This is a genomic window from Pseudoduganella sp. R-32 (assembly GCF_049913245.1).
GTDB lineage: Bacteria > Pseudomonadota > Gammaproteobacteria > Burkholderiales > Burkholderiaceae_D > Rugamonas.
In genome coordinates, this window is record NZ_CP183987.1 from 5,858,529 (window position 1) to 5,883,260 (window position 24,732).

At 62.6% G+C, this 24,732-nt stretch carries 23 protein-coding genes and 1 tRNA gene; 8 read left to right on the forward strand and 16 right to left on the reverse strand.

Annotation, left to right across the window (positions count from 1 at the left end):
• Positions 1-6: 6 nt before the first annotated feature.
• From ACN9MU_RS26775 to ACN9MU_RS26800, 6 genes are all read right to left on the reverse strand, one after another.
• A complete protein-coding gene (locus ACN9MU_RS26775) occupies positions 7-1,164 on the reverse strand; it encodes an efflux RND transporter periplasmic adaptor subunit (protein ID WP_426319113.1) in 1,158 nt (385 codons plus the stop codon).
• Positions 1,165-1,180: 16 nt separating this feature from the next.
• Positions 1,181-2,014 (reverse strand): 2,3-dihydro-2,3-dihydroxybenzoate dehydrogenase, encoded by an 834-nt coding sequence (dhbA, locus tag ACN9MU_RS26780; RefSeq protein ID WP_426164384.1) that lies wholly within the window; start codon positions 2,012-2,014, stop codon positions 1,181-1,183.
• Between the two features lie 8 nt (positions 2,015-2,022).
• Positions 2,023-2,883: an isochorismatase family protein gene (locus tag ACN9MU_RS26785; RefSeq protein ID WP_426343692.1), complete on the reverse strand. Its 861-nt coding sequence runs from the start codon at positions 2,881-2,883 to the stop codon at positions 2,023-2,025.
• A 15-nt stretch (positions 2,884-2,898) separates the two neighbouring features.
• The gene (locus tag ACN9MU_RS26790) at positions 2,899-4,473 is read right to left on the reverse strand and encodes a (2,3-dihydroxybenzoyl)adenylate synthase (RefSeq protein ID WP_426343693.1); all 1,575 of its coding nucleotides are present in this window, start codon (positions 4,471-4,473) and stop codon (positions 2,899-2,901) included.
• Positions 4,470-5,582 (reverse strand): isochorismate synthase, encoded by a 1,113-nt coding sequence (locus ACN9MU_RS26795; RefSeq protein WP_426343694.1) that lies wholly within the window; start codon positions 5,580-5,582, stop codon positions 4,470-4,472. Before ACN9MU_RS26795 ends, ACN9MU_RS26790 begins: the two co-directional genes overlap by 4 nt.
• A gap of 77 nt (positions 5,583-5,659) precedes the next feature.
• Entirely contained in the window at positions 5,660-7,609 is a 1,950-nt protein-coding gene (locus ACN9MU_RS26800) for a TonB-dependent receptor domain-containing protein (protein ID WP_426343695.1), read from the reverse strand.
• A 128-nt stretch (positions 7,610-7,737) separates the two neighbouring features.
• Here ACN9MU_RS26800 and ACN9MU_RS26805 point away from each other — a divergent pair, with 128 nt between their 5' ends.
• Positions 7,738-8,637 (forward strand): LysR family transcriptional regulator, encoded by a 900-nt coding sequence (locus tag ACN9MU_RS26805; RefSeq protein ID WP_426164398.1) that lies wholly within the window; start codon positions 7,738-7,740, stop codon positions 8,635-8,637.
• On the opposite strand, the gene ACN9MU_RS26810 is transcribed toward ACN9MU_RS26805, so the two are convergent.
• The gene (locus tag ACN9MU_RS26810; protein ID WP_426164401.1) at positions 8,588-9,541 is read right to left on the reverse strand and encodes an alpha/beta fold hydrolase; all 954 of its coding nucleotides are present in this window, start codon (positions 9,539-9,541) and stop codon (positions 8,588-8,590) included. The two genes, ACN9MU_RS26805 and ACN9MU_RS26810, sit on opposite strands and share 50 nt — an antisense overlap.
• A 160-nt stretch (positions 9,542-9,701) precedes the next feature.
• On the opposite strand from ACN9MU_RS26810, the gene ACN9MU_RS26815 reads away from it, so the two are divergent.
• The 5 genes from ACN9MU_RS26815 (at position 9,702) to ACN9MU_RS26835 (ending at position 12,803) form a co-directional block, all read left to right on the forward strand.
• Positions 9,702-10,634, forward strand: coding sequence for an alpha/beta fold hydrolase (locus ACN9MU_RS26815; RefSeq protein WP_426319117.1), 933 nt, complete (start codon positions 9,702-9,704; stop codon positions 10,632-10,634).
• A gap of 152 nt (positions 10,635-10,786) precedes the next feature.
• Entirely contained in the window at positions 10,787-11,347 is a 561-nt protein-coding gene (locus tag ACN9MU_RS26820; protein ID WP_426343696.1) for a hypothetical protein, read from the forward strand.
• 132 nt (positions 11,348-11,479) lie between these two features.
• On the forward strand, positions 11,480-11,986 hold the full coding sequence (locus tag ACN9MU_RS26825; protein WP_426343697.1) for an SMI1/KNR4 family protein: 507 nt from the start codon (positions 11,480-11,482) through the stop codon (positions 11,984-11,986).
• Positions 11,987-12,000: 14 nt separating this feature from the next.
• Positions 12,001-12,348 carry a hypothetical protein gene (locus tag ACN9MU_RS26830; RefSeq protein WP_426343698.1) on the forward strand — a complete coding sequence of 116 codons (348 nt, stop codon included), beginning with the start codon at positions 12,001-12,003 and terminating at the stop codon, positions 12,346-12,348.
• Positions 12,349-12,491: 143 nt separating this feature from the next.
• The gene (locus tag ACN9MU_RS26835) at positions 12,492-12,803 is read left to right on the forward strand and encodes a hypothetical protein (protein WP_426343699.1); all 312 of its coding nucleotides are present in this window, start codon (positions 12,492-12,494) and stop codon (positions 12,801-12,803) included.
• 49 nt (positions 12,804-12,852) lie between these two features.
• On the opposite strand, the gene ACN9MU_RS26840 is transcribed toward ACN9MU_RS26835, so the two are convergent.
• From ACN9MU_RS26840 to pepN, 3 genes are all read right to left on the reverse strand, one after another.
• Positions 12,853-12,928 (reverse strand) — tRNA-Thr (locus tag ACN9MU_RS26840).
• A gap of 67 nt (positions 12,929-12,995) precedes the next feature.
• Positions 12,996-14,003 (reverse strand): class 1 fructose-bisphosphatase, encoded by a 1,008-nt coding sequence (locus ACN9MU_RS26845; protein WP_426164418.1) that lies wholly within the window; start codon positions 14,001-14,003, stop codon positions 12,996-12,998.
• 23 nt (positions 14,004-14,026) lie between these two features.
• A complete protein-coding gene (gene pepN, locus ACN9MU_RS26850; RefSeq protein WP_426319122.1) occupies positions 14,027-16,642 on the reverse strand; it encodes an aminopeptidase N in 2,616 nt (871 codons plus the stop codon).
• A gap of 162 nt (positions 16,643-16,804) precedes the next feature.
• Here pepN and ACN9MU_RS26855 point away from each other — a divergent pair, with 162 nt between their 5' ends.
• Together ACN9MU_RS26855 and ACN9MU_RS26860 are read left to right on the forward strand one after the other, a co-directional pair.
• Positions 16,805-17,443 (forward strand): DUF4136 domain-containing protein, encoded by a 639-nt coding sequence (locus ACN9MU_RS26855; RefSeq protein ID WP_426164424.1) that lies wholly within the window; start codon positions 16,805-16,807, stop codon positions 17,441-17,443.
• On the forward strand, positions 17,430-18,821 hold the full coding sequence (locus tag ACN9MU_RS26860; protein WP_426164427.1) for a C13 family peptidase: 1,392 nt from the start codon (positions 17,430-17,432) through the stop codon (positions 18,819-18,821). The genes ACN9MU_RS26855 and ACN9MU_RS26860 overlap by 14 nt, the downstream gene beginning before the upstream one ends.
• Here ACN9MU_RS26860 and ACN9MU_RS26865 read toward each other — a convergent pair.
• Genes ACN9MU_RS26865 through ACN9MU_RS26890 form a run of 6 tightly spaced genes read right to left on the reverse strand, consistent with a single transcriptional unit; the run spans position 18,808 to position 24,646 of the window.
• On the reverse strand, positions 18,808-19,560 hold the full coding sequence (locus tag ACN9MU_RS26865) for an alpha/beta hydrolase (protein ID WP_426319123.1): 753 nt from the start codon (positions 19,558-19,560) through the stop codon (positions 18,808-18,810). The two genes, ACN9MU_RS26860 and ACN9MU_RS26865, sit on opposite strands and share 14 nt — an antisense overlap.
• The gene (locus ACN9MU_RS26870; protein ID WP_426319124.1) at positions 19,547-20,353 is read right to left on the reverse strand and encodes a hypothetical protein; all 807 of its coding nucleotides are present in this window, start codon (positions 20,351-20,353) and stop codon (positions 19,547-19,549) included. The genes ACN9MU_RS26865 and ACN9MU_RS26870 overlap by 14 nt, the downstream gene beginning before the upstream one ends.
• A 2-nt stretch (positions 20,354-20,355) precedes the next feature.
• Entirely contained in the window at positions 20,356-21,144 is a 789-nt protein-coding gene (locus ACN9MU_RS26875; protein WP_426319125.1) for a YaiO family outer membrane beta-barrel protein, read from the reverse strand.
• Positions 21,134-22,294 carry a non-hydrolyzing UDP-N-acetylglucosamine 2-epimerase gene (gene wecB / locus ACN9MU_RS26880; protein ID WP_426164439.1) on the reverse strand — a complete coding sequence of 387 codons (1,161 nt, stop codon included), beginning with the start codon at positions 22,292-22,294 and terminating at the stop codon, positions 21,134-21,136. Before wecB ends, ACN9MU_RS26875 begins: the two co-directional genes overlap by 11 nt.
• Positions 22,295-22,307: 13 nt before the next feature.
• Positions 22,308-23,396 (reverse strand): polymer-forming cytoskeletal protein, encoded by a 1,089-nt coding sequence (locus tag ACN9MU_RS26885; protein ID WP_426319126.1) that lies wholly within the window; start codon positions 23,394-23,396, stop codon positions 22,308-22,310.
• Complete coding sequence (locus ACN9MU_RS26890; RefSeq protein WP_426323858.1) at positions 23,393-24,646, reverse strand: glycosyltransferase; 1,254 nt, start codon at positions 24,644-24,646, stop codon at positions 23,393-23,395. The genes ACN9MU_RS26885 and ACN9MU_RS26890 overlap by 4 nt, the downstream gene beginning before the upstream one ends.
• Positions 24,647-24,732 lie beyond the last annotated feature (86 nt).

The window sequence follows — 24,732 nt, forward strand, 5'->3', positions numbered from 1 at the left end:
CACCGCTCAGCCCTCGTGCCCCGGCTGCACCGGAACGGATGCCGCGCCCAGGGCCGCACCGCGCCACTCGACCGCATTGACGCGCCCTCCCGGCGCCGCCTTCATGGCCCCCTCGACGATCACTCGCTCGCCCGCCCGGACACCCGACAGCGCAGCCCAGCGTCCCTGGTGGCTTCCGGCCAGCACCAGCTCGCGCAATTCGACCTCGCCCTTTGCGTTGACCACCAGCGCCGACGCCTTCTCCCCTTCGCCCAGGCGCACCGCCTGCTGCGGGAGCATCACCACTTCCGGCTGCACGCCGTGCTCGACGCGCGCCCGGACGTACATGCCGGGAACCAGCAGGCGCTCCGGATTCGGAAAGCGCGCCCGCAGCGTCACCATGCCGGTCTGCTGGTCCACCTGCATTTCCGCGAACTGCAACTCGCCGGCATGGGCGTACTCGCTGCCGTCTTCCAGCGCCAGCGTCACGGCGCGCGCTCCCGGCTTCAGGCTGCCGCTGCGCAGCGCACGCTGCAAGGCCAGCATCTGCTGGCTGGACTGCACCACGTCCACATACACGGGGTCAAGCTGCTGCACGCGCGCCAGAGGTTCCTGCTGCGCGCGCGATACCAGCGCGCCTTCGGTGGCTTCCGCGCGCCCGATGCGGCCGGCGATGGCGGCACGCACCTCGGTGCGCTGCAGGTCGATTTCCGCCGCCCGCAGCGATGCCTGGCGTGCGCGCACGCGGGCCAGGCCCTGCTGATAGTTGGCTTGCGCCAGGTCGTGGTCCTGCTGCGTCACCGTGCGCGAATCCAGCAGGCGTGCGTAGCGCTCGGCGATCACGCGCAGGTTGACCAGGCTGGCCTTTTCCAGCGCCAGCTCGGCGCTGGCCTGCTCCTGCCGCGCCGCATAGCTGGCACTGTCGATGCGGTACAGCAGTTGCCCGGCCCGCACGTCGGCGCCTTCCTCGAAATAGCGCCCCACGATCACGCCGTCGACCTGCGGCCGCACTTCCGACACGCGCACGGCCGCCACGCGGCCCGCCAGCTCACTGTTCAGCGGCAGCTTCTCCAGCGCCAGCGTGGCCACGGCCACTTCCGGCACCGCCGGCGCGGGCGGCTTCTCGTCTTTCGCGCCACAGGCGGCCAGCAGCAACAGGGCCGGCAGGTACTTCATGAATCGCATATTTGCTCCAATCCGGTCATGCTGCCAGCGTGGCTCCGCCGTCGACGACCAGGTCCTGCATGGTGATATGGCTGGCCAGGTCGGAGGCCAGGAAAACAATGGTGTTGGCGATCTCGCGCGCGGTGGCAATCTTGCGCAACGGGATGCCCAACTTGAACTGCTCGGGCAGGCCGGCGATGGTGCGCTGCATGCCTTCGTCGTCCGGCAGCATGGAGCGCAGCATCGGCGTATCGGTGGAGCCGGGCGACACCAGGTTGCAGCGCACGCCGTACTGCGCCAGCTCCAGTCCCGCGCAATGGCTCAGGCTCACCAGCGCCGACTTGGAAGCGCAATAGGCCACCATGTTCAGGCGCGGGACGTGCGCCGCGTTCGACGCCACGTTGACGATACTGCCGAAACGCTGCGCCTTGAACTGCGGCAGCAGCCGGCTGAGGATGTGGAACACGCCGCTGACATTAATGTCGAAGCAGGCCTGCCAGTCCTCGGCGCTGGTGTTCTCCAGCCGCCCCAGGCGCAGCACGCCGGCCGCGTTGACCAGCACATCCACCCGCGGCGTTTCCAGCAGCAGCTGGTCGAAAGCCGCGGCGATCGCCGCGCGGTCGGTGATATCGAGCTGCACGGTCTTGAACGGGTACTTCTTGCCGTGCCGCGAGCCCAGCTCCGAATCGAAGCATCGGTCGATGCCGATCACGCGTGCACCCAGCTGGCGAAACGCCATCGCCGCCTGGTAGCCGATGCCGCGCCCGGCGCCGGTCACCCATACCTGGCGCCCTTCGAAGTGGAAGCCGGGAGGACGCGGCGGCGCCTGCGGACGCGCCGAAGCGAGGTTGTTCTGGTCGGCCAGGAACATGGCTCACCTCATGCGGCGATCTTGCGCTGCAGGACGTCCCACCACGCGTTGAGCGTCGGCGTGCCGGCCAATTCTTCGAAGCTGACGCGCAAGCCCAGCTTCTCCCATTCGGCCACCAGCGCCATCACTTCCAGCGAATCGAGGCCGTAATCGACCAGGTTGTCGTCCGGCCCGAAGCTGCCCTCCTCCAGGCGCGGCAGCAGGTTGGCGCGCAGCCAGTCGATGGTCAGCGGCGGACGCGCGGCGAGCACCTGCGCCGTATGGGTCACGCTGCCGCAGCGACCAGCCACGTAGCGCAGCGCCATGCGATGCTCCTCTTCGCTGAAGTCGGCCAGCGCGTCGGCAACCATGAACGGCTGCACGTCGCGCATGAAGGCGTCCAGCGCAGTCGTCATGCAGCCGATATGGGCGTACACGCCGGCGATCAGCAGCTGGTCGCGGCCCCAATCGCGTATCAGGGACTGCAGCTCGGAGCGCTGGAAGGCGCTGTAGCGCCATTTGACCAGTACCGTATCGCCCGGCAGCGGCGCCAGCGCGGCGGTCACCTGCTGCAGCGCCGGATCGGCTGTGGTCAGGCCCGGGCCCCACATATCGTTCAGCAGCGCGCGCTCTTCCGGGCTCTGCTTGACCGGCTGCGCGGTGTACACCACCGGCACGCCGGCCGCCCGCGCCCATGCGCACAGCGCGGCGATATTGGCCACCAGCGCAGTGCGCAGTTCGCTGTCCTGGCCATAGAAGCGCAGGAAGTAATCCTGCATGTCGTGCACCAGCAGCACGGCGCGGCCGGCCTCGGGCTGCCACGCCACCTTGTTGGCGGGCAGGCTGTCCGGCTGCGGCATCGGGTAGGAAGAAATAACGGGAATACTCATGGTCCAGGCTCCATCTCAGTTCGGGATGCTGGCGCGCAGCGCCAGCTTGTCGGTCTTGCCGACCGCCGTCAACGGCAGGCGGTCCAGCATTTCAAAGCGGTCGGGCAGCTTGTAGTCGGCCACGCCCAGGCCGCGCAGGTATTTGCGCAGTTCGACCGGGCGCAGGCTGTCGCCGCGCGGCACGATGCAGGCGCAGCTCATTTCGCCCAGCAGCGCATGGGGCACCGAGATCAGCGCCGCCTGCAGCACGCCCGGATGGCGCAGCAGCAGGTTTTCCACTTCCTCCGCCGCGATCTTTTCGCCGCCGCGGTTGATCTGGTCCTTCACCCGGCCGACGACGCGCAGGTTGCCGTCGGCGCTGCGCTGCACCAGGTCGCCCGTGTGGTAGAAGCCGTCCGCATCGAATACGCGCGCATTGTGTTCGGCAGCGCGGTAGTAGCCGCGGAAGGTGTAAGGGCCGCGCGTGGCCAGCATGCCGGTCTCGCCGTCGGCAACCTGCTGGCCGTCCGCGTCCAGCACGCGCACCTCGTCGGCGTCGCTCATGGGGCGGCCCTGGGTGGCGTAGACCACGTCGTCCGGATCGTCCAGGCGCGTGTAGTTCACCAGGCCCTCGGCCATGCCGAATACCTGCTGCAGCGCGCAGCCCAGCTCCTGCGGTACACGGCGCGCCAGCGCTTCGGCGAAGCTGGCGCCGCCCACCTGCAGCAGGCGCAGCGAGGACAGCTGCGCGCGGCGTTCCGGCTGCTGCGCCGCCTGCAGCCACAACGCCACTGCCGACGGCACCAGCGCCGCCATGTTCACGCCATGCCGTTCGATCAAGGCGAAACAGGCCAGCGGTTCCGGCGCCGGCGCCAGCACCACGGTGCCTCCGGCGTGGAATACGCCCAGCGCGCCGGGGGAGCTGAGCAGGAAGTTGTGGCCTGCCGGCAGTGCGCACAGGAAGCGCGTGCCGCGGTCCAGACGGCAGATTTCCGCACTGCGCCGCACACTGTAGTAGTAATCGTCATGGGTGCGCGGGATCAGCTTGGGCGTGCCGGTGCTGCCGCCGGACAGCTGGAAGAACGCCACTTCGGAAGCGGGTGCATGCTGCGGCCGCGGCCCGATGCCCTGCGGCTGTTCGCGGAAGCCGTCCGCGCCCAGCACCATGGTGTGCGGCACGGCCAGCTCGCGCGCGAACGCGTCGTTGGCGAACAAGGGGTGGCTGGCCGAAGCAACCAGCAGCTTCGGCTGCAGCTGCTGCGCATACGCCGTGAGCTCCAGCCGTTGATGGCTGAACAGCGCATTCACCGGCGCCACGCCGGCCTTCAGCAAGCCAAAGAAAGCGATATACAGCTCGGCCACATTGGGCAGCTGCACCAGGGCGGTATCGCCCACGCCCAGCCCGCGCCGGGCCAGCGCTTGCGCCAGTTGTTCCGCCTGCTCGTCCAGTTCGCGATAGCTGAGCATGCGCTCGCCGCAGATCACGGCGATGCCCTGGGGATGTTCGCGCGCCTGCCGCTCCAGGATCTCGGTCAACGGCAAGCCGGCCCACAGTCCCAGCTCGCGGTAGCGTTGCGCAGCGTCCTGCGGCCAATGAGTGAATTCGATCACGCGGCCTCCCTTGCGCTCAGGGCGCCAAGCATGGTCTGCAATTTGGCCTGGGTTTCGGCCCATTCGGCATCCGGGCAGGAATCGGCCACGATGCCGGCACCGGCAAACAGCTGCACGCGGTTGCCAGCCACCCGGCCGCAGCGGATGGTCACGGCCCATTCGCCGTTGCCTTCATCGTCGCACCAGCCCACCATGCCCGCGAACAGGCCGCGGTCAAACGGTTCGACCAGGTCGATCAGCTTGCGCGCCAGGCGTGTCGGGAAGCCGCAGACGGCGGGTGTCGGATGCAGGCGGCAGGCCAGCTCCAGCGCACCCATCTCCGGATCGTGCAGCTCGCCTTCGATCGGCGTCGACAGGTGCCACATGGCGGCAGTCGAAAGCAGCGACGGCCGCTCCGGAATCACCAGCTCGCGGCAGACCGGGGCCAGCACGCGGCGGATCTCGTCCGTCACCAAACGGTGTTCATAGGCGTCCTTGGAAGAGCGCAGCAGCGCCTCGCTCACCTCGCGATCGCGCACCGGATCGGCATCGCGTCGCGCAGAACCGGCCAAAGGATTCGATTCCATGCGCGCGCCCTGCTTACGCAACAGCAGCTCGGGGCTGACGCCCACCAGTTCCGAACCGTCGGCCAGCGGCAGGCGGAACTGGAAACCGGAAGGATTGCGCGATACCAGGCGACGGAAGATATCGCCAGCGTCGGCATGGCCTGCCAGCTCGACGTCCAGCAAGCGCGACAGCACGGCCTTGCGGATGTCGCTCAGGCCGAAGTTGGCCACAGCCTGGCGCACGCCCTGCTTGAAGCGCTCCTCGCCGGGAATGCTCTGCGTATGAAGGATGGGCGGCAAGTCCGGCGCTTCGCCACGCACCACGTCGCCGCGCTCGACGAATTCGGACACCACCGGGACCACCAGCGCGGACGGCTGGCGCGTATCGAAGGGAATGGCGCCCAACGCCACCGGATGCGGATTGCCGCGCACGCGCGCGCGGCGCAAGGCTGCCGCGACATCGGCCTGCAGGCGGCCGGCATCGTGTGCCGGCGTTTCGATGCGTTCCGCAACGCCGCTGCCACGCAGCGAACGGTGGCGCGACAGGAATAAGCTTGTAGCCATGTTCTACCTCGCAAACTGTTTGAATGGTTCGCTGGCTTTACGCTGGCTAGGGAATTCAGGGGCATGCCCCTGCGGGGTCAGAAGCCGTAAGTGGCGCTGACGTAGTAATTGCGGCCCAATTCGAAGAAGCTGAAGTTCTTGCTCTTCTCGGACAGGTCGACATCGGTCAGGTTCTTGACGCCGGTGCGCAGCGTCCAGTGCTTGCCGACCTTGGCCGACAGGCCCAGGTCGACGCGGGTATAGGCCGGCAGTTCCTTCTCGGAGTAGAACTGCTTGCCGGTATAGTGCGCCGACAGCGAAGCCTGCACCCCGGGTACTGCAGTCCAGGCCAGGCCGATGCGGCCCACGTTCTCGGGACGGTTGTCCAGCACCGTAGTCTTGCCGTTCTCGTTGACGTAGTCGGCCTTCAGGTGGGTGAAGTTGCCCGACAGGGTCAGCGAAGGATGCAGTTGCACGCTGGCCTCCAGTTCCAGGCCCTTGGTCTTGGCCTGAGCAACATTGACCCAGCGGCGCGAATTGGTCGGCGCATCGTAGGTCGCCACGATCAGGTCGTCCACGTCGTTCTTGAAGGCGACGGCGGTCAGGTCCCAGCCCTTCTGGTGCAGTTCGAAGCCCAGCTCGTAGTTGGTGCTGGTCTCGGGAGACAGTTCCGGATTCCCTGCCAGGAAGCAGCTTCCGCCGCAGCTCACGATACGGTACTCCTTCGTCAGCTGATAGGCGTCCGGGGCCTTGAAGGCCTTGCTGATGCCGCCTTTCACGGTCAGCGAATCATTGCTTTGCCATACCAGGTAGCTCTTGGGCGAGAAGTGGCTGCCAAACACGCTATGGTCGTCCAGGCGGCCGGCCAGCGTCAGGTGCAGATCCATGGCCAGGGCCAGTTCATCCTCGATGAAAACAGCTTTGCTGTCGGTGCTGACCTTGCCGGTATCCTTGTAGCTGACCGCATCGCGGATCACCTGGCGGCGCAGGTCGATGCCGGCAGTCAGCGCGTTGATGCCAAGGGTGGTATTGCCGTAGAACTTGGCATAGGTGTTCTCTTCCTTCAGGGTGCGCTGTTGCGGCGCATCGTAGCGCGTGTTGAAGTCATGGATTTCAGCGCTCTCGCGGGTGATGTAGGCCGTGGTGTTACCCCAGCCCCAGTCGGCGCGGTGGGTCAGGCCATAGGTGTTGCGCTCGATTTCCTGGTCGCGAATGTCCTTCGATTCGAAATTCCACTCGGGGAAGAAGGCGTAGTAGTACATCACGCGCGGGCGCTTGTCCTTGTTGTAGCCCAGGTCGAAATCCAGCGACTGGTTTTCCGCCAGTTGCCAGGTCAGGGTGCCGGTCAGGTTGCTGGCCTTTTTCTCTTCCAGGCGCGGGGTGCGCGTCGCGTCGCTGGCCGGGGCGCCCCACCATGCGTCGCGGTCATAGCGCTCGCCGGCCAGGGACAGGCTGAAAGTGTCGCTCAACGCGCCCGACAGGCTGGCGCCGACGCGGTACTGGTCGCCGCCATAGCCGCTGTCCACCGTACGGTACTCACCGGTCAAGCTGCCCTTCCACTCCCTGGTGGCCGGCCAGGTGATGATGTTGATCACGCCGCCCATCGCGTCGGAGCCGTACAGCGCCGCCATTGGGCCGCGCACAATTTCCACCCGCTTGATGCTGGACAGCGGGATCGAGCTGAAATCGAAATCGCCGCCGCGCCACAAGGCTCCGCCGGACGAGACTCGCTTGCCGTTCACCAGCATCAGCGTGTACTTGCCACCCAGGCCGCGAATGCGGATTTCGTCGCGGCCGTTATCGTCGGTCTGGTTATTGACGCCGACGCTGTCGCGCAGCAAGTCGGCCAGGCCATTGACCGGCGACTTGGCGATATCTTCGGCTGTAATGACGGTGGTGAAGGCAGGTGCTGCGGCCACGGTGTGGGCGCGCATGGAGGCGGTTACCACAACGACGCTGCCATCGCCGACACCGCCTGCATCATCGGCAAACGCAGGAAGGCCGATGGCGGCCAGGCTTGCCGCGATGAGGGATTTCGAAAGGGACATAACAAGGTTCAAGAATTAAAATGAACGCAAATGATAATCATTCGCATTCAATCATGCAAGAAGTATAAGGCAAAAAAGTTAATCTGTCTTAATTATTAACGGCTACCATCCTCGCCAGGAGGAAAAACATGGATCACATGCACCTGATGACGGTATTCGTGGCGGTTGGCGAGCAGGAAAGCTTTGCCGCCGCCTCGCGCAGCCTTGACATGTCGCCGGCGGCGATCACGCGCGCCATTTCGGCGCTGGAGGAAAAGCTGGGTGTCCAGCTGCTGCAGCGGACCACGCGCAATGTGCGCCTGACCGAAGCCGGCCAGCGCTATCTGGACGACTGCCGCAACATCCTGGCCAGCATCGAAGAGGCCAATGGCGCCGCCGCCGGCATCAACGCCGAGCCCAAAGGCAACTTGGCCGTCACCGCCTCGGTCCTGTTCGGGAAGCAATTCGTCACACCCTGCATCGTGCAATTCCTGAAGCAGTACCCGGAGGTCGACGTCTCGGCCTACTTCCTCGACCGCGTCGTCAACCTGATTGAAGAAGGCATGGACGTAGCCGTGCGACTGGGTCCCCTGCCCGATTCCAGCATGAAGGCCTTGCGCGTTGGCCAGATGCGGCGCGTGCTGTGCGCTTCCCCCGAGTATCTTGCCCGGCATGGCGTGCCGCGGCATCCGGAAGAGCTGCAGCAGCATACGATTATTTCGGCCAGCAATATCACGCCGCGCGTCGAATGGAAATTCGGGCGCGACGGCAATCCGCTCACCGTCCGCATCAAGCCCCGGTTTACCGTAACCAGCAACGATGCTGCGATTCGTGCGGCCGTCGAAGGATTGGGCATCTGCCGCCTGCTGTCCTACCAGATGGCTGAAGAACTGGCGACAGGCCAGCTGAAAATCATCCTGCCGGAATTTGAAGAGGAGCCATGGCCGGTGCATATCCTGCACCGCGAAAGCAAATACGGCTCCTCCAAGGTGCGCAAATTCATTGACCTGCTGGCGCAGCACCTGCGGACGCACCCGCACCTGAACTGAGCTTGCCGAGGAAATCGCCGGTGATCGCGGCGACGTCGTCCAGCCGGGTATCCATCACAAAGTGACCACCGTCCAGGATATGCACTTCGGCTGAAGGATTGTCGCGCTTGAAGGCTTGCGCGCCGGGCACCGTGAACGCCAGGTCGTGCTTGCCCCATACCACCAGCGTGGGCAACTGGCGCTGTTTCAGCCAGGCCTGCCATTCAGGATAAGCCGCCAGGTTGTGCTGGTAGTCGTAAATCAGATCGGCCTGGATGCGCGCCTGGCCAGGGCGATTGAGATAGGCATGTTCATCCATCCACAAATCCGGATCGTAGGCTTCGATTGCAGGATCGCTGCCGATATGCCGTGCGCGCGTCGCCGCCACTGACTGGTGCACGGCGATGACGTCCTTCTCGTGCGCGGCGCGGTCCGCCCAGAACGGCTTGCGCTTGGCCCACATCGCGCCCAGCCCGTCTTCGTACACATTCCCGTTCTGGAACACCAGCGCCTGCACCGCTTGCGGCCTTGCCTGTGCCATGCGCATACCGACCGGCGCACCGTAATCCTGCATTAGCAGCACATAGCGTTGCGTACCGACGGCATCTGTGAATTTCTGCATCACCGCCGCCAGGTTGTCGAAGGTGTAGGCGAACTTCGCCGGATCGGGCGCGTCGCTGTTGCCGAAGCCGGGATAGTCCGGCGCCAACAGGTGATAGCGGTCGCCCAGCCTGCGCAGCAGCCCGTCGTACATGCGGGACGAACTTGGCACGCCGTGCAGCAGCAGGACGGTCGGCTTGCTCGCATCGCCGGCTTCGCGGTAAGCGATATTGATGCCATCGACGGCGACGGTGCGGTAAGCAACGGGTGCCGCGTGCGCGGCTCCGGCAAGTGCAATGGCGGCAGCTGCTACGAATGCTTTCATGTTGTTCTCCAGAGGATTGTCAATGGCCCCACTCTATCGACACCCTGCGCCAGGCGGAACGCCGCCCGGCGAAATAGATTGTTTCGCTGCGCGTAGTTCCGGCACCCAGGGACGCTTCCTACAATCCATCCCATCAAAACCACTCTTGAAGGAAACGAACATGAAAACCTCCCGCATCGCCGCGTCCCTGGCCCTGGCCTTCGCCGCCATCACCGCATCAGCAGCCGCCACGGACGTAAGCTACCGCACCGTAAAGGTCGATGGCGTCAACATCTTCTACCGCGAAGCCGGCCCGAAAGACGCGCCCACCGTGCTCCTGCTGCACGGCTTCCCCACCTCGTCCCAGATGTTCCGCAACCTGATTCCGCAGCTGGCCGACCGCTACCACGTGATCGCACCCGACTATCCGGGTTTTGGCCAGAGCGATGCCCCCGCAGTCGACAAATTCGCCTACAGCTTCGACAACCTGGCGAACGTGGTCGACAAGTTCACCGTCGCCGTCGGCGCATCGAAGTACGCCTTGTACGTACAAGACTATGGCGCTCCGATCGGCTTTCGCCTGGCTGCCGCGCATCCCGAGCGCGTATCCGCCATCGTGGTCCAGAACGGCAATGCCTACACCGAAGGCATCGACAATGAATTCTGGGCGCCGTTCAAGGTCTACTGGGCTGACAAGACCAAAGCGAATGCCGCCAAACTGAAACCGTTCTTCGAGATCGGCGCAACCAAATGGCAGTACACGCATGGCGCGCGCGACGTCAGCAAGATCAGCCCCGACGCATGGACCGTCGACCAGACCTATATGGACCGCCCCGGCAACAAGGATATCCAACTCGAACTGTTCTACAGCTACGGCAGCAATCCGGCGCGCTATCCGGAGTGGCAAGCCTACTTCCGCAAGCACCAGCCGCCGATGCTGATCACCTGGGGCAAGAACGACCAGATCTTCCCTGCTGCCGGCGCCGCGCCTTACTTGCGCGACCTGCCCAAAGCCGAGCTGCACCTGCTCGACACCGGCCACTTTGCCCTCGAAGAGGAAGGCGAGCAAATCGGCAAGCTGATGCGCGGTTTCCTCGCACGCAAGGCTAGATAGCCTAAAGCAAGTTCATGCGCACGATTGAGCAGGAGTTGCAAATGGTTAAATGTTTTTTTAGTATCTGATTCGCCTCGAAAATAGCGCCCACTGTAATCTTGAAACCACTAACGAGCAAAGCCAAGCCGGGAGATTTGTTTTACGTCCCGGCCATGAACAAAGAGGGTAAATCTGGCTTTGTGATCGGGCGCTATATTGAGCTTGTCCCCACGAATGTTGGTCATTTGATCGAAGTATTCGCAAGGTTTTATACGGAGCTGCCCCAGTCGATCGACGCGGTCGACAAAAGCCAGCGGCTATTCCGCCCGATCATGTGCTCGCTCCGGCTACGATTTGCCGAGATTCCCAGATGGAAGGTGCTGTTCAGCGATCCCGATTACGACAAAAGCCAATCGGACTACGGCAGAATTGCCATCGCATTTGATACAAAACTTTGGATGGGCGGAAAGAGCCGGAGCGCAATAAAGGATGAACTAAGGGAGTTTGAGGACGCGACCTGCTGGCGGATGCATCACATCGTTTTCAGGGTCCATGCACATCTGGCCGGAATCTTCGGCCCTAATGATTGGTATGACTATCACCGCGTACCAAATGGACAGCGCGTAGACGACCCCGCAGCAAAGGAAAAAGTAATTGCCTTGGCTGAAGCAATGGATGCGTGTTTTGAAAATTGGTCAGGGGAGATAAAGACCCGCAAAGGAGTCTGCCAATGAGCTCAGCATGCATTCCACTGCGCGCGATGCCAGTCCTGTATGAATACCAGGGAATTCCTCTTGGGGTAAGCCCGCCGCTTTTGGTGCTGGAAAGTTTCGTGAAGGAGGCTTGTTTAAAGCCGAGGCAATAGAATGAAGAACAACGAGTTTTACGGCTGCTCACAACCGCTTGAAGATGTCGACCTGGATGCTTGCGAAGCAGTGCTGAAGCATAAGCTGCCAAGCGAGTTTCGTCAGCACTATCTGAAATATAACGGTGGGGTACCAGAAGATAGCCTAATTCCAGGCAACGACGAATGGGAGCCTTTGGAAATAGCAGGCTTTTATCCGATTAGGCACAGGAGGAGCGCTGCTGGTTCTCAAAGTTCGCTACTAATAGAGCACTATCAGTTGATGTGCGCAAAAGACGTCATTCCCGATCACCTGCTTCCTTTCGCCTACGACCCTGGAGGGAATTTCTTTTGCCTTCATTTGTGTGACGGTTCGGCGCATTTCTATGCGACAGACGGATTTGATCCAGCTCGGAGTGTTGCAGAAAATTTCGTCAAAGCGCAGAGACGTTTGGCTGGCTCGTTCAAAATTTTCATGGATAGTTTGATGCACAACTCAGAGTATGATTCCGACGAATGGCCCGAATAAAATAAGGAATTTCAATGATTGAGCACTTTAAATCCATTTCGGAGCTGATAGCCGGCCTAAAAGGACTAAAGCAGGAAGCATGGATTCATACAGATGTGGAGGCTTGGTTGTCGAAGCCGCAAAAGGCAGAATTTTATTATGTGCCTTGGGACTACATGCAAAGCCTGGAAGACGATGAGGTCTTTTTAAACGATGATGGCTTGGAACTTCCACTTGTTTTGAGAGATAAGAATTTGAAGGAGTGGATGCTTGTGAATGTCCTTGCACATATCTCGAATTCCATTAATTGGGAGAAGGCGGGGCCGCAAGAATTCATTGACCAAGTCAACTATTACCTTGAATTTGATACCTTTAAGCGGTGAAAAAAGAAGGCCCGTGCACATCGCAAGCCGATCGCGGTCTCGTCGCAGTAACGGAAAGTAACGCAGCGCCATGCACATTTGAGTTGAATCAAACGGGCGCTTGGTGGTATGGCGAAAATGATAGGATCACTTGAGGAGCCGCCATGGATGTTACGCCACTACCAGAGCTCGCTGACCACGAAGAGCGCTTGAACCAGCTGGAGAATGCAATGGTCAATCTTTCATGCGAATTGAAGGCGCTGCGGGCGCATATCGATTGCCGGTTCAAGGAAATCGAGACGCAAATCGAGACCGGATTGAATTCCCTCCGCCTTGAGTTGCGAGTAGAATTCGAAGCAAAGCTGCACGAGGCCGTGGAAAAACTCCACGCCCGCATGGACGCCCAGCATCATCAAATGATCGCACTTCAAGTCGCGATATTTCTCGCGCTGATTGCACTATTCGCCCAGCGTTAAACGAAAAAACCCTGCCAGATCAATGACCTGACAGGGTTTTTATACGTCCTGGTGCCGGAGAAGAGAATCGAACTCCCGACCTTCTCATTACGAATGAGCTGCTCTACCAACTGAGCTACACCGGCAAAGAGCCCGGATTATAGCAAACAAACTTGCGCGTTTGCTAGTATCGGGACGCCATCATTGTAAAAATTACACGCCTTCCTGGTGATAGCTGGTAACCAGTGCCACTTCGTCGCGGGAACCGAGGAAGACCGGCACGCGCTGGTGCAGCTTCTCAGGCTGGATGTCGAGGATGCGGCGCTTGCCGTCGGTGGCCATGCCGCCGGCCTGTTCGACGATGAAGGACATGGGGTTCGCTTCGTACATCAGGCGCAGGCGGCCTGGCTTGCTTGGATCTTTCAGGTCGGCCGGGTACATGAAGATGCCGCCGCGGTTCAAGATACGGTGCACGTCGGCCACCATGGAGGCGATCCAGCGCATATTGAAATCGGTGCCGCGCGGACCGGTGGTGCCTGCCAGCAGTTCGCCGATGTAGCGCTGTACCGGCGCATGCCAGTGGCGCTGGTTGGACGAGTTGATCGCGAATTCCTTGGTCTTGGCAGGAATCTGCATATTGCGCTGGGTCAGCACCCACGAACCCATCTCGCGGTCCAGGGTGAAGCAGTTCACGCCGTTACCGGTGGTGAGCACCAGCAGGGTTTGCGGGCCGTACAGGGCGTAGCCGGCGGCCACTTGCTTGGCGCCTGGCTGCAGGAAGTCCTGTTCGGTCGGCTCGGTCATGCCTTCCGGTGCTTTCAGCACGGAGAAGATGGTGCCGATCGATACGTTGACGTCGATGTTGGAGGAGCCATCCAGTGGGTCGAACACCAGCAGGTATTCGCCTTTCGGATAACGGTTAGGAATCGGGTGGATGTCTTCCATTTCTTCCGAAGCCATTGCCGCCAGGTGGCCGCCCCATTCGTTCGCTTCCAGCAGGATCTCGTTGGAGATCACATCCAGCTTCTTCTGGACTTCGCCCTGCACGTTTTCCGATTCCAGCGCGCCGAGCACTTCGCCAAGTGCGCCCTTGCCGACGCTGTGGGAAATGGTTTTGCAGGCGCGGCCCACCACCTCGATCAGGAGGCGCAGTTCGGCCGGAATGGAGTGGTGCTGGCGTTGTTCTTCAACGAGGTATTGGGTCAGGCTGATACGTTTCATTGTTTCCCTAGGTTTGTGCTTAATTAGTTTGCGAGTGCTTTGCTGACCACTTCCATCACGTCATTCGACAACGGCGTGGTGGCGGCGACTTTTTCCAGCGCGTGCCGCATGTGGACTTGCAGCGCCGGCGCATAACGGCGCCAGCGGTCCATGCTGCGTGCCAGGCGTGCGGCGACTTGCGGGTTCAGGGCGTCGAGCTTGATCACGTGTTCGGCCCAGAATTCGTAGGCGCTGCCATCGGCAGCATGGAATTGCGATGGATTCTGGTTGCAGAAGCTGAACAGCAGACTGCGCGCGCGGTTCGGGTTCTTCAGCGTGAAGGCCGGATGTTTCATCAGTTCGCACACTTTGGCCACATTGGTGTGCGGGGCGGAGCCTTGCATGGCGAACCACTTGTCCACCACCAGCGCTTCGGCTTTGAAGTCCTTGTAGAAGGCGTCCAGCTGCTTGCCGGCGTCGGCGCCGCTGTGGATCAGGGCGGACAGGGCGGCGGCGCGATCGGTCATATTGGTAGCGGCAGCGAACTGCTCGCCGGCCAGCTTGGCCGCTTCTGCGTTCGGCTGCACCAGCAGGTAGGCCAGCGCCACGTTTTTCAGGCCGCGCTTCCCGGCCGAGATGGCGTCCGGGCTGTAGGCGCCTGGCGTTGTATTGTCTGCATACACCTGCAGCAGCTCCGCATGCAAAGCAGTACCGATGGCGTGTCGCACGAACTGGCGCGCGCTGTGGATTGCTTGCGGGTGCACCACTTCCATCTGCTCGGCGATGATCGTCTCCGACGGCAGGATCAGGCATTGCTCACGGAAGGCGGCATCCAGCTCCTTGTCGGTCAGGACCGCGCGCAAGGCGCCGATGTAGGTGTCGTCCAGCTCGAGCGGCTTGTCGTCCAGCACCGCCTGGGTCAACGACAGCAGGCGTTCCATGGCCAGGCGCTGGCCGGCTTCCCAGCGGTTCACCGGGTCGCTGTCGTAGCGGAACAGGTGCAGCAATTCATCGTCGGTGTACGGGTACTCCAGCACGACCGGTGCAGAAAAATCACGCAGGATGGACGGCACCGGCGCCTCGGCAATGCCTTCGAAGCGGAACGTCTGTTCGGCCTCGGTCAACTCTAGTACGCGGGTCGAAATCAGGTCCTTGCCATCGCGGCCGAGCAGGCCCACGGCGACCGGGATGTGGAACGGCAGCTTGTTGTCCTGGCCCGGCGTGGCCGGGCAGGACTGGCGCAGCGTCAGTTCATACACTTGTTTGGCGCCATCGTGATGGCCGCTGGCGCTCACCACCGGCGTGCCGGCCTGGCTGTACCAGCGTTCGAATTGCTTCAGGTCGCGCTTGTTGGCGTCGGCCATCGCGGCGCGGAAATCGTCGCATTGCACGGCTTGGCCGTCATGGCGTTCGAAATACAGGTCCATGCCCTTGCGGAAGCCTTCGCGGCCCAGCAAGGTCTGGTACATGCGCACCACTTCGGCGCCTTTTTCGTACACGGTCACCGTGTAGAAGTTGTTGATTTCGACGAAGGAATCGGGACGCACCGGGTGTGCCATCGGGCCGGCGTCCTCCGGGAACTGGGCCTGGCGCAGCGTACGCACCTGGTCGATGCGGGTCACGGCGCGGCCGCTGTCGGTGCCGATCATGTCGGCACTGAATTCCTGGTCGCGGAACACCGTCAGGCCTTCCTTCAGCGACAGCTGGAACCAGTCGCGGCATGTCACGCGGTTGCCGGTCCAGTTGTGGAAGTATTCGTGGCCCACCACTGCCTCGATGCCGGAGTAGTCGATGTCGGTTGCGGTGCGCGGGTTGGCCAGCACGAACTTCGTGTTGAAGATATTCAGCCCCTTGTTTTCCATCGCGCCCATGTTGAAGTCGCTCACGGCGACAATCATGAAGCGGTCCAGGTCCAGCTCCAGGCCCCAGCGTTCCTCGTCCCAGCGGATGGAATTCTTCAGCGACTGCATGGCGTAGTCGGTCTTGTCGAGGTTGCCCTCTTCCACCCACACCTGCAGCAGCACTTCGCGGCCCGACTTCAGCTTGAATTTCTCTTCCTGGCACACCAGGCGCGCTGCCACCAGGGCGAACAGGTAGGACGGCTTCTTGAACGGGTCTTCCCACTTGGCATAGTGGCGGCCGTCACCGAGCTCGCCCTCTTCCAGCAGGTTGCCGTTGGAGAGAAGGACCGGGTATTGCTCCTTGTCGGCGCGCAGCATCACGGTGTAGCGCGCCATCACGTCCGGACGGTCCGGGAAGTAGGTGATGCGGCGGAAGCCTTCGGCCTCGCACTGAGTGTAGAAACCGCTGCCCGAGGTGTACAGGCCCGAAAGCGTGGTGTTTTCAACCGGGGCGCAGGTGGTTTCGATCTCCAGCAGCACATTGACCGGCGCGTTACGGATGGTCAGGGTGTTGTTGCCAATAATGTACTGGTTTGGGTTCAGCACCATCCCGTTCATGCGCAGGGCAATCAGCTCAATGGCTTCGCCGTGCAGCACCAGGTCGTGGCTCTTGCTGTCCGGGTTATGGCGCAGCTGCACGCGGTTGGCGACGATGGTACAGGCGGGATCGAGGTCGAAGCCCAGTTCCACGGTCTCCACCAGGTAGCTGGGCGGGGTGTAGTCTTTACGATAGATCGTTTGCGGGCTGTCGGTACGCATGGTTTGGGCGAGCGAGGACAAAGAAGACTATTTTACCAATACCGGAAGCCGGGCACGCCCGATTCTTTTCCGCTCTCCCCGCGGGGGTAACATTCTGTAATAATTAGGTGAAACGCATGTTGCCGGATTAAACTGGCCTATGAGTATAAAAGGAGTGTTGCCATGAAAGCGCTAGCCATTTTGGTGGCGGCCACCAGTTTGTTGCTGAGCGGCTGTGCCACTACCCTGCACAGCAACGTCACGGTGTTCCACGAGTGGCCGAGCGACATGCAGGACAAATCGTATACCTTCGAAACACCGGCGCCGGGCGAGGATACGCTGGAATACCGCAGCTACCAGAACCTGGTCAGCGGTGAACTGGCCAAGCTGGGCTTCAGCCAGGCCGCCAGCACCAAGGACGCCAAGCTGCGCGTCGGCATGCAGTTCAGCACCATCGACCGCCCGGTCAAGGTCCTGACGGCGACCGACCCGTGGATGTATGGTCCCGGCCCATGGGGTTATTACCCGCGCTGGGGCTACTACCCTTACCGTTATCGCTACTACGGTTTCTACCGCCCATACTACGATCCGTGGATGTGGGGCCCGATGGAATTCCGCGAAACCATCCAGCATAACTATGACCGCAACTTGCGCGTCACCATCAACAACCTGCAGGGCAAGAAGCTGTATGACGTAACGGTGCAGAACACCAGCCGCAAGCAATCGACGCCGCTGGTCATGCCCGCCCTGGTGCAAAGCGCCTTCACCGGCTTCCCGGGCGAAAGCGGAAAGGCCAAGCGCGTAGATCTTGAGCTCCAATAACGCCGTCAAATCGATCGGGCGGTGGTTGCGCGAAGGCGCTTCCACCGCTTTTTTCCGTTCGCCGCGCTGGGAAGGCCTGTCCACCGGACCGGGCGTCGTCGCGGCCCTGGTATTGCTGGTGCTGGCGATCTCCTTATCGTTCCAGCGCCTGTATATCCAGGGACCGGCGATCTTCTACTGGAAGGCCATCGCCTACGGCTGGCTGCCTTTCGCCCTGCTGCCCTTCTATGCGCTGATGACACGTGGAACAGGGCCGAGCGGGCGTCCCGGCGCGGCGCCGGACCTGGCGCTGCTGACTACCCTGCTGCTGGCGCAGACCGTCTGGCTGGAGCTGTTTGTTGACCTGTGCTTTGCTGCCATGCTTGATGGCGGGTCTGAAGCCTGGTCGGTGCGCTACCTGGGGCAATGGGGCGCGTGGATTGCCTGGGGGATTCCGGTCACCCTGATGATCCTGTCGCAACTTGTGCTGCTGGCGCGCGGCGGACGCGGTCGGCGCTGGCCGCTGGCGTTCGCAGCGGGCATGATGGCGGGCGTCGTGGCGCTGGGTGTAGCCACCCAGCAGCCTGATTTCTGGTATCCGAAAAAGCAGGAAGCCAACAACGAGGAATCGTCGCGCTACCTGAAGCTGACCGCGGAACTGATGGAGTCGCAGCCGGTGCTGTTGTCGCGCCAACTGGCAGGGCTGGCGCCGCAGCGCCCGGGCAAGGTCGACATGTATGCGCTGACCTTCGCGCCTTACGGCGATGAGGTGTTCCGGCGCGAGAGCCAGATGGTGGCGGACGTGATGTCGCAGCGCTTCGGCACGGAAGGCCGCACACTGCAGCTGGTGAACCATTTCCAGACTGCCGAAAAACTGCCCTGGGCCACCACCGTGAACCTGCAGAAGGCGATCCGCAGCGTGGCGCGTACCATGGACAAGGACGAAGATGTGCTGTTCATCTACCTGACTTCGCACGGCGCGCGCGAAGGCCAGTTGGCGGCGGACTTCTGGCCGTTCGAATTGACCGAGCTGACCCCGTCCATGCTGCGCAAGTGGCTGGATGAAGCGGGCATCCGGAATCGCGTAATTGCAGTGTCGGCCTGCTTCTCGGGCAGCTGGATTCCGTCGCTGAAGGACGATGCAACCATGGTGCTGACTGCAGCCGATGCCGACCACACTTCCTACGGCTGCGGCTACAAGTCGGAGCTGACCTTCTTCGGCCGCGCCATGTTCGACGAACAGCTGCGCACCCACACGCGCTCCTTTGAGCAAGCCCATGCCGCTGCCCGGGAAGTCATCCGCAAGCGCGAAGTGGAGGCGGGCAAGGACGACGGCTATTCGAACCCGCAGATCTCGGTCGGGACCGCTATCCGCGCCAAGCTCGCTACTTTCCAATAACGTCGCGCAGTGAGATGTCGTTGTGACCCACACCAGGAACGACGTGGAGAGTGGCCAGGCCAGGGCGGAAGCTGCGGTACAGGGCTTCACTGCTGGCGCGCGGAATAACCTCGTCGCGCTCGGCGGCGAGGATGGTGGTCGGGGCGTTGACCTTGGGCGCGTAGCTGGCCGAGTCGTAGCGGTCGCGCAGCAGCAGGCGTACCGGCAGCCAGGGAAAGTGGTGCGAAGCCGCGCCAGCCATGCTGTCGTAGGGCGTGACCAGCACCAGCCGGTCGACCGCCTTGACGCTGGCCAGCCGGGTGGCAATGCCGCTGCCAAGGCTGCGTCCCACGACCGTCACCTGGGGATGCTGGGCGCGAACATGCTCGTACAGTGCCAGCGCATCGGCAAACAAGCCGGTCTCGGTCGGCTCGCCCGGCGTTGCGCCGTAGCCGCGGTAGTGCATTAAATATAGCGCCTGGCCGGGAAAGACAGCCTGCAGCTCCGGCAAGCCATACCCCACCGCCTCGGCATTGCCGCCAAAGTAGATCACTGCAAAAGGCCCCGGCTGCTCGTGCAACGTGACGCCAACGCGCACGCCGCCGCCCAATGTCAGCACAGTGCCGCCTTCAAATGCCTGGGGGTAGTAGATCATGCTGCGCTGGCGGAAAAACACCACGGTGCACACGGCCAGGTAGGCTACCAGTGCGGTCAGCAGCAGCGTCGTAGCCATGCGCATGAGCGGCTTACGTGCGCGCATCCGCGCGCGCCCAGCTCATGCCCCAGGAGTACAGGGCGACAAACATCATCACATCCATGAAGATGCCGAATACCAGGTACAACAACGGCAAGAACAGCAACGTTAAATGGTGCAGCACATATGCATGCAGCAAGTACTGCATGGGGAAAGCCACAACGAAGTAGGCCAACGTACACACGGTCAAGCCGACTTTGCGCCATAGCGAAAATCCGAACATGTAGTAAGTCGCGCCTAGTCCCCACGGCATCATGAACAGGAAGATCAACGCCATCGTCAGCGTATCGCCCAGGTAGCGCGCCGAGTCATACGGAAACTCGCCAGGCAGGTAGTGGAAAAAAATCAGCGCCGTAGCCTGCACCAGCAGGCAGGCTCGCACGATGTACTGCAATGGCAGGAAGCGGTCGCGCGATACCAGGAACGTCGCCAGCAAGGCAAGCACGCAACCCGCCAGCGTGATCCACCACAGCTGGTCGCCTGGATCTCCGGCAGGGAGCAGCGGAAACGGCAGGTCCAAGTAGTAGGCACCCAGGTCGACCTGGCGAAGCGCGACACTCCCCTGCGGGGCGATACGTGGCAGCCAGAATTCGAACAGGCCACGCCACAGTGCAAGGATCGGCGACAACAGGCAAAGCAGCACGACGGTAAACACGGCGGGCAGCGCCAGGGATCCCAGCAGGTTGGTGCGGCTTAGCTTGATCTGGTACATCGAGCGGTGCAGCTGGATCGCGCTGCCGCCGAAGCCGCGAAAGCGCATATCGTCGATCTTGCGCTGCAATGCATGCAATTGCTTCACGCTCAGAATTCCTTGAACAGGGTCGCTTCCAGGCCGCGGCGGTCATAGAAAGGGTTATGGTAAGCCTCCGCGCGCAACTGGAAGCCATAGGTCGGGGCCAGCCACTTGCGCCAGGTGCCGCTGACGACGCTGCTGCGGAAGTTCACCAGCAAGTCTGCCGAACCGGCGCCGATGTACTGGTAAGCCTCCTCGCCCATATCGTAGCGCAACGCGATGTATTGCTGTTTGTTGTAGCCCCAGGTCGCGGCAATATACTTGGCGTTGGCCATCACGCCGCCCGGGTTGCTGCGGTTGATTCGGGTGCCGCCCTGCAGCACCCAGGCATTCGGCAGGTACCACGACAGGCCAAGCAACAGGCTGCGGTCGCGATGGCCGTCGCGCGCATTCACTGCGGTCACGCCGACGGTGGCAATCACATTGCGGGCGTCGCCCAGCTTGCGGTTGATCACCGCGTCGCCGCGCGACTGCGGGAAGAAAAAGCTGCTGCCATGGCTGGCGGCCAGGCTGCCATACCAGTCCTCATTGAAGACGTGGGTGACGCCGCCCACTACCAGGGCGCCATGCGCGCCGAACTGGCGTGCATTCACCAGGTCCGCATTCCACACCGTCGCGTCGGAGGTCCGCAGCGAGCCCCGCACGAATTGCTGGTTCCAGGTGCCAAAGCCGTCGCTCAGGCTATGGTGCAGCACCCCTGCTTCAACCGTGCCGGTGTTATCGGCCTGGGCCGTAGGCTGCCCGGCCGCCAGCAAGGCTGCCAGGCCAATGAAAGGCAGGCGTAACTTACGAGTCATTCATACTCCGTATCATGATGTCTTTGATGCGTGCGGCGGCAAAGCCGTCGCCGAAGGGATTGGGGGCGGCACGCATTGCCGAATAAGCATGGGCGTCCGCGCGCAGCGCATCGACGGCCTCGATAATGGCTGCGCCATCGGTACCGATCAGGCGTCCCCCGCCGCTGGCCACCAGTTCCGGCCGCTCGGTGGTTTCGCGCAGGATCAGCACCGGCACGTGCAGGCAAGCCGCTTCTTCCTGGATGCCGCCGGAATCGGTCAACACCAGCCAGGACTGGCGCAGCAGTTGCAGCGTGGTCGAATAGTTCAGTGGCCGGGTCAGGAAGATGCGTTCCGATACTTCTTCCGGCAGGTCGGTGAACACTTCATCGACCGTCGCCCGGATCTTTGGATTGCTGTGCACCGGCCAGACGATCACCAGGTCTTCGTCAGACAGCAACAGCTTGCGCACCGTGGTCGAAATCGACAGCAGGGGCTGCCCCAGGTTTTCGCGGCGGTGCGCCGTGATGAACACCAGGCGCCGCCCTGCCGCCACCTCCTGCAGGCCGCGCAGCTCGTCGCTGGACAATTCATCCGGGTTGCCTGCCAGCTCCGGGTCGGTGGTTGCCAGGCGCACTGCGTCGACAATGGTATTGCCGACCATATGGATACGGTCGCCTCCGACGTTTTCACGCAACAGGTTCAGGCGCGCGTTTTCAGTCGGTGCGAAATGCCAGTCCGCCAGCCTGCCGATCAGCTCACGATTCTGCTCTTCCGGGAACGGATTGAAGCGGTTGTGCGAGCGCAAGCCCGCCTCCACATGGCCCACCGGGATATGCTGGTAGAACGCCGCCAGTGCCGCCATGGCCGCGCTGGCGGTATCGCCATGCACCAGCACTGCTGCGGGCTTGACTGCCTCGAAGGCTGCGCCCAGCTTTTCCAGCAACATGGCCGACAGGTGATGCAGCGCATCGGACGTGCGCTGCAGCGGCAAGCTGAAGTCGGGCAGGATCTTGAAGAAGCGGTACATCGGGTCGGCCATGTCTTCGTGCTGGCCGGTATGCAGCAGCAAGGGCTCCAGTCCCTCGTGCTTCAGCGCGTAGTAGACCGGCGCCATCTTGATGATCTCGGGCCGCGTGCCCATGCAAAGGAGGATGCTGTTTGCGCTCAAAATGGCTCCTGTGTCAGTTAATGCTTGTGGAGGGAACGACGTAGCCGAGCTCCCTCGCCCACACGGTGCCATGCGCTACCGCACCTTCGCACACGCGGATTTCAATGGCGGTCACGGTGGTTTCCGCGCCGTCCGCCCCGAGCACCGTGCCGGCATCGATCCGGATGGTCTTTTCGCAGACCAGCGGGCCGCGGATCGTACAGCCGGGGCCAATGAACATATCGCCGCTGCAGACCACTGCACCTTCGATGCGCGCTCCGGCTCCAATGTGCAGGTCGCCGTGGCACTTGACGCTGCCTTCGAGCATGGCGTACGCGCCGACCGTCATGCTGCCGCGCGCGACCAGGTCGCCATGGTGGAAACAGGCTTCCGGCAGGTGCAGGTCGCCGCCTGCCAACCAGCGCCCGGCGGCATCGTCCAGCAGCACGGCCGGACGCTCCAGCGTGGCGCGGCTGGTCGGTTGCGGCAGCGGCGCCGGCGCCGCATCGCCGAAGCGGATCAGCGGCGCATGCATGCGGCCAAAGCGGGTGTCGCCATGCAGCACCAGTTCCTGGCTGGCAGACACCCGGCCGAACAGGCGCGCGCGGCGGCTGGCGGTAAAGCGGGTATCGCTGTGCGCCCAGCGCAGCACGTCGCACTGCTCGCCGAGCACGATCTCGCCGCGCGCCAGCAGGGCGCGGAACGAGTTTTCGCTGCCGGTGCGAATCGCGCCGGCGGCAAACACTTCCTTTTCGTACAGCAGCCCCTGGCCCAGTTCCAGCGCGCCCGTACCCAGCACCATCTGGTCTACCGCCTGCGCAACACGCTCCTGCTCGGTGATCGAAGGTTTGCCATCGGCGCCCACCAACTGGTAGCGGTCGCCCGTTGCCAGCCGGCCGTTGCGCGGCACGGTGGCGGAGCCGCTGGTCTGTGCCAACTCGGCAAACTGCTCAGTGAGGAACTGGCGGAAACGGTTGGCGAAGTGTTTGATATTGCCATCGTAGTCGCGCACTACTTTCAGCGGCTGCGCGTCGCGCCGGACGCGCCATTCAAGCAGCGCCGGAAGCAAGGGCAGCAGGAACAGCAGCGCCTGGCAAGCAAGAAACAATACGATCCAGCTCATGGCCTTGGCTCCGGCTGGCGGTAACGCGCGGTCTTGTCCCATTCCAGGCTGCGCCGGAACAGGCCATCGAACAGCACCTGCCTGAAGGTGGCGATGGTGATGGAAAGCAGGCTGACCAGGAAGCCGAAGTAATTCAGCGGCATCAGGCGGATACGTTCGCGGCTGCCGTCCAGGTAGACGGCGGCGCCGATCTCGAAGAAGACGGCGAAGTTGCCCAACGCGCTGTAGGACATCAGGCAGAACAGTGCCAGCACGCCCGTCAGCCAGTGGTTGGCGTCGAAATAGAACAGGATGATGGCCAGTATCCAACCGGCCAGCAGGATCGGCGACATGGCAAACACGCCCAGCAGCAGCATGCCGTCGAGCTTTTCGCGTAGCGCTACCTTGTCGCTGGCCAGCAGTGCGCCCGCATAGCGGAAAGCAGCCTGGTTGTGGCCTTTCGACCAGCGCATGATCTGGCGCACCCGTACCGGCCAGGTTTCCGGCACTTCCTCGTAGCACTCGGAGCGGTTCTGGTAGGCGGTTTTCCAGCCGCTTAGCAGCAAGCGATATGTCAGGTCGGTGTCTTCGGCCAGCGCGTCTTCGCGCCAGCCGCCGATTGCTTCTAGCGCGATGCGCCGCACGCCGCCGACCGTGCCGCCGTATTGCGGCACCAGCGACAGGTTCATGCGCGCCTGCTGGTCGACCTGATAGCCACCGGAGCGCTCCATGTCCAGCAGGCGGGTCAGCAGGTTGCTGCCGGTGTTCAGCGGCACTACCCTGCCCATTACGGCGCCAACCTCCGGGTCGAAGAATGGCGCCACCAGCTGGCGCAACAGGCCGCGTCCCGGCACATAGTCGGCATCGAACACGATCAGGATGTCGCTGTTAACCTGTGCAGTCGCATCCTTCAGCGCGGCCGCCTTGCCCGGCTTGCCTCCGCCGCGGTGGAACGGCGTGATGCGGCCCGGATGTGCGGCGCAGATCTCGTCGATGATGCGGCGCGTGTCGTCGGTCGAGCGATCGTTGACCGGCATGATGCGCAGGCGATCGCGCGGGTAGTCTACTTCCAGCAGGGCGCGCAGCGAATCGGCAATCACGGCCTGTTCGTTATGCGCAGCCACCAGCACCGTCACGCTCGGCCAGTTGCCGCTGTCGACATCCAGGTAGGGATGGCGCTGGGCGCCGTACAGCCGGTTGAAAGTGAAGTAATAGTGCCGCACGGTGTACACCAGCACCAGCGCAATCACAGCCCACAGCAGGTAAAGCATGATGGTCAGCGTGCGCGAGGTCAGCAGTTGCTGGTGGCGCGACTGGACCTGGTCATGGATGCCGAGCCAGTTATTGTTCTCGGCTT